Source organism: Micromonospora fluostatini, from assembly GCF_050410825.1.
In the GTDB taxonomy this organism is placed as follows: domain Bacteria; phylum Actinomycetota; class Actinomycetes; order Mycobacteriales; family Micromonosporaceae; genus Micromonospora; species Micromonospora rosaria.
On sequence record NZ_CP191251.1, the window covers coordinates 1,345,804 to 1,356,892 of the forward strand.

Below are 11,089 nucleotides of genomic sequence, written 5' to 3' on the forward strand. Positions count from 1 at the left end.
CACCGTGCCCGTCACCAACGAAGAGAAGCTCCGCGAGTACCTGCGCCGCGCGATGACCGACCTCCACGAGGCCCGCGAACGGATCCGGCAGTACGAGTCCACCGCTGTTGTGGACGATCCGATTGCGATTGTGGGGATGGGTTGTCGGTTGCCGGGTGGTGTGGTGTCGGCGGATGGTTTGTGGGATTTGGTGGTGTCGGGTGGGGATGCGGTGTCGGGTTTTCCGGTGGATCGGGGTTGGGATGTGGAGTCCCTGTTTGATCCGGTGCCGGGTGTGGTGGGGAAGTCGTATGTGCGTGAGGGGGGCTTCGTGTATGACGCGGGGTTCTTCGATGCGGAGTTTTTTGGTGTGTCGCCGCGTGAGGCTGTGGCGATGGATCCGCAGCAGCGTTTGTTGTTGGAGACGTCGTGGGAGGCGTTGGAGCATGCGGGGATTGATCCGGTGGGTTTGCGGGGGTCGCGGACTGGTGTGTATGTGGGGGTGATGGGTCAGGAGTATGGGCCTCGGTTGGCGGAGGGGGGTGGTGGGTTTGAGGGGTTTTTGTTGACGGGGACGACGCCGAGTGTGGTGTCGGGTCGGGTGGCGTACACCCTCGGACTGGAGGGTCCTGCTGTTTCTGTTGACACGGCGTGTTCGTCGTCGTTGGTGGCGTTGCATCTGGCGTGTCAGGGGTTGCGGTTGGGTGAGTGTGATGTGGCGTTGGCGGGTGGGGTGACCGTCATCGCGGCGCCGGGTCTGTTCGTGGAGTTCTCGCGGCAGGGCGGGTTGTCGGCCGATGGTCGGTGTCGTGCTTTCGGTGGTGGCGCGGATGGCACGGGCTGGGCCGAGGGCGCCGGGGTCGTCGTGTTGGAGCGGCTGTCGGTGGCGCGGGAGCGCGGTCACCGTGTTCTGGCGGTGGTGCGGGGTTCGGCCATCAATCAGGATGGGGCGTCGAATGGTTTGACGGCGCCGTCGGGTATGGCGCAGCAGCGGGTGATTCGGGATGCGTTGGCGGCGGCGGGTGTGGAGGCGTCGGGCGTCGATGTGGTGGAGGCGCATGGTACGGGGACTCGGTTGGGGGATCCGATCGAGGCTGAGGCGTTGTTGGCGACCTACGGGCGTGACCGCACCGGCAGCCCGCTGTGGCTGGGATCGTTGAAGTCGAATGTGGGTCATACGCAGGCGGCTGCGGGTGTGGCCGGTGTGATGAAGATGGTGTTGGCGTTGCGGGCGGGGGTGTTGCCGGCGACGTTGCACGTGGATGAGCCGTCGCCTTTTGTGGATTGGTCGTCGGGCGCGGTGGAGTTGTTGACGGAGCGGCGTGAGTGGCCGGAGACCGACCGACCCCGCCGCGCCGCCGTTTCGTCCTTCGGCCTGAGTGGCACGAACGCCCACGTGATTCTCGAGCAGGCTCCAGCGGACGAGGAACCGCCTGTCGAAGCCGCACCGGGTCACATTCTTCCGGTCGTGCCCCTGGTGGTTTCCGGCAAGTCGACCCCGGCGTTGCGCGCCCAGGCCGAGCAGCTCCGTGGCGTACTCGCGAATGCCCCACTCCTGGACGCGGGCTGGTCGTTGGCATCGACGCGATCGGCGTTCGAGCGTCGGGCCGTGGTCCTCGCCGCCGACCCCGCGACCGCCGACCGTGGCCTGGCGGCCGTGGCCTCGGGTGACCTGGCCACGGCAGAGGTGGTCTCCGGGCCGTCCGGTGTGCTGCCCGATGGCCGGGTGGCGTTCGTGTTCCCGGGTCAGGGGACGCAGTGGGTGGGTATGGGTGCCCGGTTGATGGATGGGTCGCCGGTGTTCGCGGAGTCGATGGTCGAGTGCGCGGAAGCGCTGTCGACCTTTGTGGACTGGGATCTGCTCGAGGTGGTGCGTGGGGGCACGGGGGCGGAGCTGTTCGGTCGGGTTGATGTGGTGCAGCCGGTGACGTGGGCGGTGATGGTGTCGCTGGCCCGGTTGTGGCGGTCGGTGGGTGTGGTCCCGTCGGCGGTGGTGGGTCATTCGCAGGGTGAGATCGCCGCGGCGGTGGTGGCCGGTGCGTTGAGCCTGGCGGATGGTGCGCGGGTGGTGGCGGTGCGGTCGCAGGTGATCGGCCGTGTGTTGGCGGGTCCGGGTGCGATGGCGTCGATCGCCCTGCCGGTCGCCGAGGTGGAGTCTCGTCTGTCTGACTGGACCGGCCGGTTGGGTGTGGCGGCGGTGAACGGCCCCTCCGCGACGGTCGTCTCCGGTGACGTCGACGCGGTGGTGGACCTGGTCGCGCGGTGTGAGGCGGAGGGGGTCCGGGCGCGGAAGATCCCGGTGGACTACGCGTCGCATTCGGCGCACGTGGAGGCGATCGAGGCCGAGCTGCGGGATGCCCTGGCCGGGGTGTCCCCGCAGGTGGCGGAGATCCCGTTCTACTCGACGGTGGAGTGCGGGCCGGTCGATGGCGTCGGTTTGGATGCCGGGTACTGGTACCGGAATCTGCGGCAGCGGGTGTTGTTCCGGGAGACCGTGGAGCGTCTGGTCGGGGACGGGTTCACCGGGTTCGTGGAGTGCAGTGCGCATCCGGTGCTGGTGCCGGCCATCCAGGAGACGGCAGAGACGGTCGGCTCGGACGGGTCGGCGGTGGTGGTGTCGGTGGGGTCGTTGCGGCGCGACGACGGCGGCCTGGACCGGTTCCTGATTTCGATGGCGGAGGCGTTCGTCGCCGGGGTCGACGTGGACTGGAAGGCGGTGTTCGCGGGGACCGGGGCCCGGGTGGTGGACCTGCCCACGTACCCCTTCCAACGACGCCACTACTGGGCGCCCACCCCGACCACCGTCGGCACCACCGTCGACAGCGCGACCGGCGACCCGACCGACGAGCGTCGGTACCGGGTCACCTGGAAGCCCCTCCCCGTCGGCACCCCCCGCCGGCTCACCGGCCGGTGGCTGCTGGTGGCACCCGACGCGCTGGGCGGCGACGAGACGACCGACGGCATCCGGCAGGCCCTGACCGCCCGGGGTGCCACCGTGGACCTGCTGACCGTCCACCCGGCCACCGACCGGGCCCGCCTCGCCGAACACCTGACCGCCGCCACCGCGACGGACCCGGCCGGCCTGACCGGCGTGGTCTCCCTGCTGGCGCTCACCGGCGGCGACGAGCCGGACGCCGGGCCGCTCGGCTCGACCGCCACGCTCGCCCTGATCCAGGCCCTGGCCGACACCGACACGCCGGCCCGCCTCTGGGCCGTCACCCGGGGCGCGGTGGCCGTCTCCCCGGGCGACGTGCCGGACGCCGGACAGGCACCGGTGTGGGGACTCGGCCGGGTCGCCGCCCTGGAACTGCCCGACCGCTGGGGTGGCCTGGTGGACCTGCCGGCCAGTCCCGACCCCCGCGCCTACCCGCACCTGGCCGCCGCGCTGGCCGGCGCGGGCGGCGAGGACCAGGTCGCCGTCCGGGTCTCCGGGCTGCACGGCCGACGCCTCGTCCACGCCCGGCCCGGTGCCGGCGCCTGGCAGCTCCGGGACACCGCCCTGCTCGTCGGCGAGCCCGGGTCGGTCACCGTACCCCTGGTCCGTCGTCTCCTCGCCGACGGCGCGGCGCACGTGGTGCTCGCCGGCCCGGCCGAAGCGTCCACCACCGACCTGCCCGCCGACCGGGTGACCCTGGTCGACTGCGACCCGACCGACCGCGACGCGCTCGCCGTCCTGCTCACCGCCCACCGGCCCCGCGCGGTCGTGGTGGCCCCGCCGCCCGTCGCGGTGGCCGCCCTGACCGACACCGGCCCGGCGGACCTCGCCGTCGCCGTCGCCGCCAAGACCACGACCGCCGGCCACCTCGACGCCCTCGTGGCGGAGCTGGACCTGGAGCTGGACGCGTTCGTCGTCTGCTCCTCGGTCACCGGCACCTGGGGCGGTGCCGGGCACGCCGGCTACGCGGCCGGGATCGCCGGCCTGGACGCGCTCGCCGAGGCGCGGCGGGCCCGGGGGCTGCCCGGCACGGCGGTCGCCTGGACCCCGTGGGCGCACCCGGACCCCGCCGACGGGACCGGCCCCGACCCCGAGCTGCTGCGCCGCACCGGGCTCACCCCCCTGGAGCCCGACACCGCGCTCGACGCGCTGGCGCGGGCCGTGGCCCGGGGCGAGGGCCACGTCACCGTGGCCGACGTGGACTGGGCCCGCTTCGTCGCCTCGTACACCGTGGCGCGGCCCACCACGCTCTTCGACGAACTGCCCGAGGCGGGCGCGCTCCGCGACGCCGACCACGCCCCCGCCGACGACGACGGCGGCTCCGACCTGGCCCGCTCCCTGCGCGGCCGGCCGGTGGCCGACCAGCACCGGGCGCTGCTGCGGGTGGTCCAGGCCCACGTCTCGGTCGTCCTCGGCCACGACGAGACCGGGGAGGTCGACCCGGACCGGGCGTTCCGGGAACTGGGCTTCACCTCCGTGGGGGCGGTGGAGCTGCGCAACCGGCTCAACGCCGCCACCGGCCTCGCCCTGCCGGCCTCGGTCGTCTTCGACCACCCGAGTTCCCGCGCGCTGGCCGCGTTCCTGCGTACCGAACTGCTCGGCGCGCAGGCCGGCGACGACCCGGCGGACCCCGCCGCCGGTGACCTGCCGGCCGCCCCGTCGACGGTGGGCGACGACGAGCCGATCGCGGTGATCGGGATGGCCTGCCGGTTCCCCGGCGGCGTCGCCACCCCGGAGGAGCTGTGGGACCTGCTGGAGAAGGGCCGGGACGGCATCTCGACCTTCCCCACCAACCGGGGCTGGGACGTCGACGGGCTGTACGACCCGGACCCGAACGCGCCCGGCCGCACCTACGTCCGGGAGAGCGGCTTCCTGCACGACGCCCCGGACTTCGACGCCGCCTTCTTCGGGATCTCCCCCCGTGAGGCGCTGGCCATGGACCCGCAGCAGCGCCTGCTGCTGGAGACCACCTGGGAGTCCCTGGAACGGGCCGGCCTCGACCCGACCACCCTGCGGGGCACCCGGACCGGGGTCTTCGTGGGCACCAACGGCCAGCACTACATGCCGCTGCTGCGTGACGGCACGGACGACTTCGACGGCTACCTCGGCACCGGTAACTCGGCCAGCGTGATGTCCGGCCGGCTCTCCTACGTCTTCGGTCTGGAGGGTCCGGCGGTCACCGTCGACACCGCCTGCTCCGCCTCGCTGGTCGCCCTGCACCTGGCCGTGCAGGCGCTGCGCCGGGGCGAGTGCGCGACGGCCCTGGTCGGCGGGGCCACCGTGATGTCCACGCCGGACATGCTGGTGGAGTTCTCCCGGCAGCGGGCCATGTCACCCGACGGCCGCTCCAAGGCGTTCGCCGCCGCGGCCGACGGCGTGGGGCTCAGCGAGGGCGCCGCCATGATGGTGGTGCGGCGGCTCTCCGACGCCCGACGGGACGGGCAGGAGGTCCTCGCCGTCATCCGGGGCACGGCCGTCAACCAGGACGGCGCGAGCAACGGCCTCACCGCCCCGAACGGCACCGCCCAGCAGCGCGTCATCCGGCAGGCGCTGGCCGACGCGGGCCTGCGCGCCGACCAGGTCGACGCGGTGGAGGCCCACGGCACCGGCACCGCCCTCGGCGACCCCATCGAGGCCCAGGCGCTGCTCGCCACGTACGGCCAGGGGCGGCCGGCGGACCGGCCGCTGTGGCTCGGGTCGCTGAAGTCCAACATCGGCCACACCCAGGCCGCCGCCGGTGTCGCCGGGGTGCTGAAGGTGATCCTGGCGCTGCAACACGACACGCTGCCCCGCACCCTGCACGTGGACCGGCCGACCCCCCAGGTGGACTGGGCCTCCGGCGCGGTGTCCCTGCTGACCGAGGCGGTGCCGTGGCCGGCGGGCGACGAGCCGCGCCGGGCGGCGGTCTCCTCCTTCGGCATCAGCGGCACCAACGCCCACGTGATCGTCGAGCAGGCCCCGCCCACCGTGCACGAACTGCACGACCACCCCTCCGACGAGGTCACCGTCCCGCTGTTCCTGTCGGCCCGGGACACCACCGCGCTCGGGGCGCAGGCCGGTCGGCTGCGGACCCGGCTGATCGAGGCACCCGACCTGGACATCGCCGAGGTCGGGTACACCCTGGCCGGTAGCCGGGCGCACTTCGAGCACCGGGCCGTGGTGGTCGGGGAGAGCCGCGCCGAGGTGCTCGACGCCCTCGCCGCGCTGGCCCGGGGCGAGGAGCACCCGTCGCTGCTGCGGGGCCGGGCCGCCACCGAGGGCCGGGTCGCGTTCGTCTTCCCCGGGCAGGGCTCGCAGTGGGTCGAGATGGCCGACGAACTGCTGGACCGCGCCCCGGCGTTCCGGGCCAGCGTCGAGGAGTGCGACGCGGCGCTGCGCGCGTACCTGGACTGGTCGGTGCTGGACGTGCTCCGGCGCGAGCCGGGCGCGCCCTCGCTGAGCCGGGTGGACGTGGTCCAGCCGGTGCTGTTCACGATGATGGTGTCGCTGGCCGCCGCCTGGCGGGCGCTGGGCGTGCACCCGGCCGCCGTGGTCGGCCACTCCCAGGGCGAGATCGCGGCGGCGTACGTGGCCGGTGGCCTCACCCTCGACGACGCCGCGCGGATCGTCGCGCTGCGCAGCCAGGCGTGGCTGCGGCTGGCCGGCCAGGGCGGGATGGTGGCCGTGTCGCTGCCGGTCGACCAGCTCCGCGCCCGGCTCGCCCGCTTCGGTGACCGGCTCTCCGTCGCGGCGATCAACAGCCCCGGTACGGCCGCGGTCAGCGGCTACCCCGACGCGCTCGCCGACCTCGTCGAGGAGCTGACCGCCGAGGGCGTGCACGCCAAGGCGATCCCCGGGGTGGACACGGCCGGGCACTCCGCGCAGGTGGACGTGCTCAAGGACCACCTGATGGCGGTCCTCGCCCCGGTGTCGCCGCGCAGCTCCCAGATCCCGTTCTTCTCCACCGTCACCGGCGGGCTGCTGGACACCGCGCGGCTCGACGCCGACTACTGGTACCGCAACATGCGTGACCCGGTGGAGTTCGAGCAGGCCACCCGGGCGATGCTCGCCGAGGGGCACCGGGCGTTCCTGGAGCCCAGCCCGCACCCGATGCTCGCGGTGTCGGTGCAGGGCACGGCGGCGGACGCCGACGCCACCGTGGCGGTGCTCGGGACGCTACGGCGCGGCAAGGGCGGCGCCCGGGGCTTCGGGGTGGCGATCGGCCTCGCCCACGCGCACGGCGTCGCGATCGACGCCGCGGTGCTCTTCGGCACCGACTCGCGCCGGGTCGACCTGCCGACGTACCCGTTCCAGCGGGAACGGTACTGGTACCAGGCGCCGGCCGTGGCCGGGGACGTCGCCTCCGCCGGTCTGAGCGGCACCGACCACCCGCTGCTCGGCGGCGCCGTCGAGCTGCCCGACCAGGGCGGTCACGTGTACCCGGCCCGGCTCGGCCCGCGCAGCCACCCGTGGCTCACCGAGCACGCCCTGCTGGGCACGGCGATCCTGCCCGGCGCCGCCTACGCCGAGCTGGCCCTCTGGGCGGGACGGCGCAACGGGGCCGAGCGGATCGAGGAGCTGACCCTGGACGCGCCGCTGGTGCTGGCCGACGACGGGGCGGTGCAGGTCCGGCTGGTGGTCGGCCCGGCGGACGCGGACGGACGGCGGCAGCTCACCGTCCACTCCCGCGTCGACGGGGCGGAACCGGACACCGCGTGGACCCGGCACGCCCAGGGCACCCTCGGCCCGGCCGACCCCGCCGGCGGCGGGACGCCGGAGCCGGCCTGGCCGCCGGCCGACGCGGAACCCGTCGACGTGGCGGGCATGTACGACCGCTTCGCCGACCGGGGCTACCAGTACGGGCCGCTGTTCCAGGGGGTCCGGGCCGCCTGGCGGGCCGGCGACACCGTGTACGCCGAGGTGGCCCTGCCCACCCCGCAGTCCGGGCAGCCCCGCTTCGGGGTCCACCCGGCGCTGCTCGACGCGGCGTTCCAGGTGATGAGCCTGGGCGCGTTCTTCCCCGAGGACGGGCAGGTGCGGATGCCGTTCGCGCTGCGCGGCGTGTCGTCGTCCGGCGGCGCGGCCGACCGGCTGCGGGTCACCGTCAGCCCGGCCGGCGACGACGCGGTGCGGATCGTCTGCGCCGACGAGCAGGGCCGCCCGGTGGTGACGGTCGACTCGCTGCTGGTGCGCCCGGTCCCGGTGGCGGCGCTCACCTCGGGCGTCCCCGGCACCGGGGACGGCGTGCCGTACCAGGTGACCTGGGCCGCCCGGCCGGTCCTGACCGCCGTACCGGTCCAGCGCTGGGCGGTCGTCGGCGGCGACGACCCCGGGCTGACCGGGGGCCTGGCCCGGGCCGGCACGGTCTGCGACCCGTACCCGGATCTGGCCGCCCTGGTCGCGGCGGTGGCCGGGGGCGCGGCGGTGCCCGACGTGGTCGCCGTGCCGGTCGCCGCCGGGTCGCCGGTCGGGCCGGACGCGGTCCGCGCGGTCGTGCTCCGGGCCCTGGAGCTGACCCGGGCGTGGCTCGCGGTCGACGGCCGGCTGGGCGCGGCCACCCTGGCGTTCGTCACCACCGGGGCCGTGGCGGTCGGCGACGGCACCCCGGAGGTGGACCCGGTCGCCGCCGCCGTGTGGGGGCTGGTGCGGTCCGCCCAGTCCGAGGAGCCGGACCGGTTCGTCCTCGTCGACGTGGACGCCGACCCGGCCGGCGCACAGGCCCTGCCGGCGGCGCTGGCCACCGGGGAACCGCAGGTGGCGGTCCGCGCCGGGACGGTGCACGTGCCCCGGTTGACCCGGCCCCGGCCCCGGCCCGACGGCCCGTTGACGCCCCCGGCCGACGCCGCCTGGCGGCTCGCCGCCGGTGGGCAGGGCACCCTGGACGGCCTGGCGCTGGTGCCGGCCCCGGACGCCGAGGGGCCGTTGCCGGCCGGTCACGTCCGGGTCGCGGTCCGCGCCGCCGGGGTCAACTTCCGGGACACCCTCATCGCCCTCGGCCTGTACCCGGGCACGCCCGTGCTCGGCGCGGAGGGCGCCGGGGTGGTCACCGAGGTCGCGCCGGACGTGGTCGGGCTCGCCCCCGGCGACCGGGTGCTGGGCATGTGGACCGGCGGGTTCGGCCCGGTGGTCGTCGCCGACGCCCGGATGGTCGCCCCGGTGCCGGACGGCTGGACGTTCGCGCAGGCCGCGTCCGTGCCGGCGGTCTTCCTCACCGCCCACTACGCGCTCACCCGGCTCGCCGGGATCCGCCCCGGCCAGTCGCTGCTGGTGCACGCCGGCGCCGGTGGGGTCGGCATGGCGACCCTCCAGCTCGCCCGGCACCTGGGCGTGGAGGTCTACGCCACGGCCAGCCGGGGCAAGTGGGACGTCCTGCGCGGCCTCGGCCTCGACGACGCGCACATCGCCGACTCGCGCAGCCTCGACTTCGCCGACCAGGTCCTGGCGGCCACCGGGGGGCGGGGCGTGGACGTGGTGCTGAACTCCCTCGCCGGGGAGTTCGTGGACGCCTCCCTGCGGCTGCTGCCGCGCGGCGGCCACTTCCTGGAGCTGGGCAAGGCCGACGTCCGTGACCCCGGACGGATCGCCGCCGGGCACCCGGGCGTCGACTACCGGGCGTTCGACCTCGTGCAGGCCGGGCCGGAGCTGGTCGGGGATCTGCTCGGCGAGCTGATGGCGCTCTTCGACGCGGGCGTGCTGCGGCCACTGCCGCTGACCGTCCGGGACGTGCGCCGGGCCCGGGACGCGTTCCGCCTGATCAGCCAGGCCCGGCACGTCGGCAAGGTGGTGCTGACCATGCCGCCCGCGTTCGACCCGTACGGCACGGTGCTGGTCACCGGCGGCACCGGCACGCTCGGCAGCGCCGTCGCCCGGCACCTGGTCACCCGGCACGGGGTCCGGCACCTGGTGCTGGCCGGCCGGGGCGGACCCGCCAGCGAGGGCGCGTCCGCGCTCGTCGAGGAGCTGGCCACGGCCGGCGCGTCGGCCACCGTCGTCGCCTGCGATGCCGCCGACCGGGAGGCGCTGCGCCGCCTGCTCGACGGCATCCCGGCCGCGCACCCGCTCACCGCCGTCGTGCACACCGCCGGTGTCCTCGACGACGCCACCATCACCGCGCTGACCCCCGGGCAGGTGGACACCGTGCTGCGGCCCAAGGCCGACGCGGTGGTCAACCTGCACGAGCTGACCCGGGACCGGGACCTGTCCGCGTTCGTGCTGTTCTCCTCGGCTGCGGCCCTGTTCGGCAGCCCCGGTCAGGGCAACTACGCGGCGGCCAACGGGTTCGTCGACGCGTTCGCCCAGTACCGGCGCGCGCAGGGACTCCCGGCGGTGTCGCTGGCCTGGGGCCTGTGGGCGGACAGCAGCCGGATGGCCGGGCACCTCGACCAGGAGGGGATGCGCCGCCGGATGGCCCGGGGCGGCGTGCTGCCGCTCACCGCCGACCAGGGCCTGGCCCTGTTCGACGCCGCGCAGCGGGTGGACGAGGCGCTCCAGGTCCCGATCCGGCTCACCGTCGGCGCGCTGCGGGCCGCCGGCCCCGTCCCCGCGTTCCTCACCGACCTGGTGCCGAGCGCGGCGACCGGCGGCGCGGCCGGCACCGTGGCCCGCGACGACGCGGAGCGCACCCTCGCCGACCGGCTCGCCGGGCTGACCGCCGACGAGCAGCGGGACCTGGTGCTGGAGAGCGTCCGGGGGCACGCGGCGGCCGTCCTCGGGCACACCGACCCGCAGGCCGTCGACGCCGGCCGGGCCTTCCGGGAGATCGGCTTCGACTCCCTGACGGCGGTGGAACTGCGCAACCGGCTCGCCACCGCGTCCGGGCTGCGCCTGCCGGCGACGCTGGTCTTCGACCACCCCACCCCGGACGCGCTCGCCGCGCACCTGCTCGCCGGCCTCGCGCCCGAGCCGGCCACGGCGCAGGTGCCGTTGCTGGCCGAGCTGAGCCGGCTGGAGGCCGCCCTGGCCAGCACCGACGAGGCCACCCTCGACGCGCTGGACGACCTGGTGCGGCGGGAGATCGGCGTCCGGCTCGCGGCGCTGCCCGGCCGGTGGGGCGCCACCCGGGGCGACGCGGCCGAACCCGACGGCGGCGAGGCGGCCGAGGTGCTGGAGTCCGCCGCCGACGACGACATCTTCGCGTTCATCGACGAGCGGTTCCGCACCTCCTGAGCGGCCCCCGGGGCGGCGACGAGGCGGACG

The 11,089-nt window shown here is 75.3% G+C and carries 1 pseudogene; it reads left to right on the plus strand.

The features are described from left to right. Window positions 1-19: 19 nt before the first annotated feature. A pseudogene (locus tag ACQUFX_RS05810) lies at window positions 20-11,059 on the plus strand (SDR family NAD(P)-dependent oxidoreductase); the annotation flags it as partial. Window positions 11,060-11,089 lie beyond the last annotated feature (30 nt).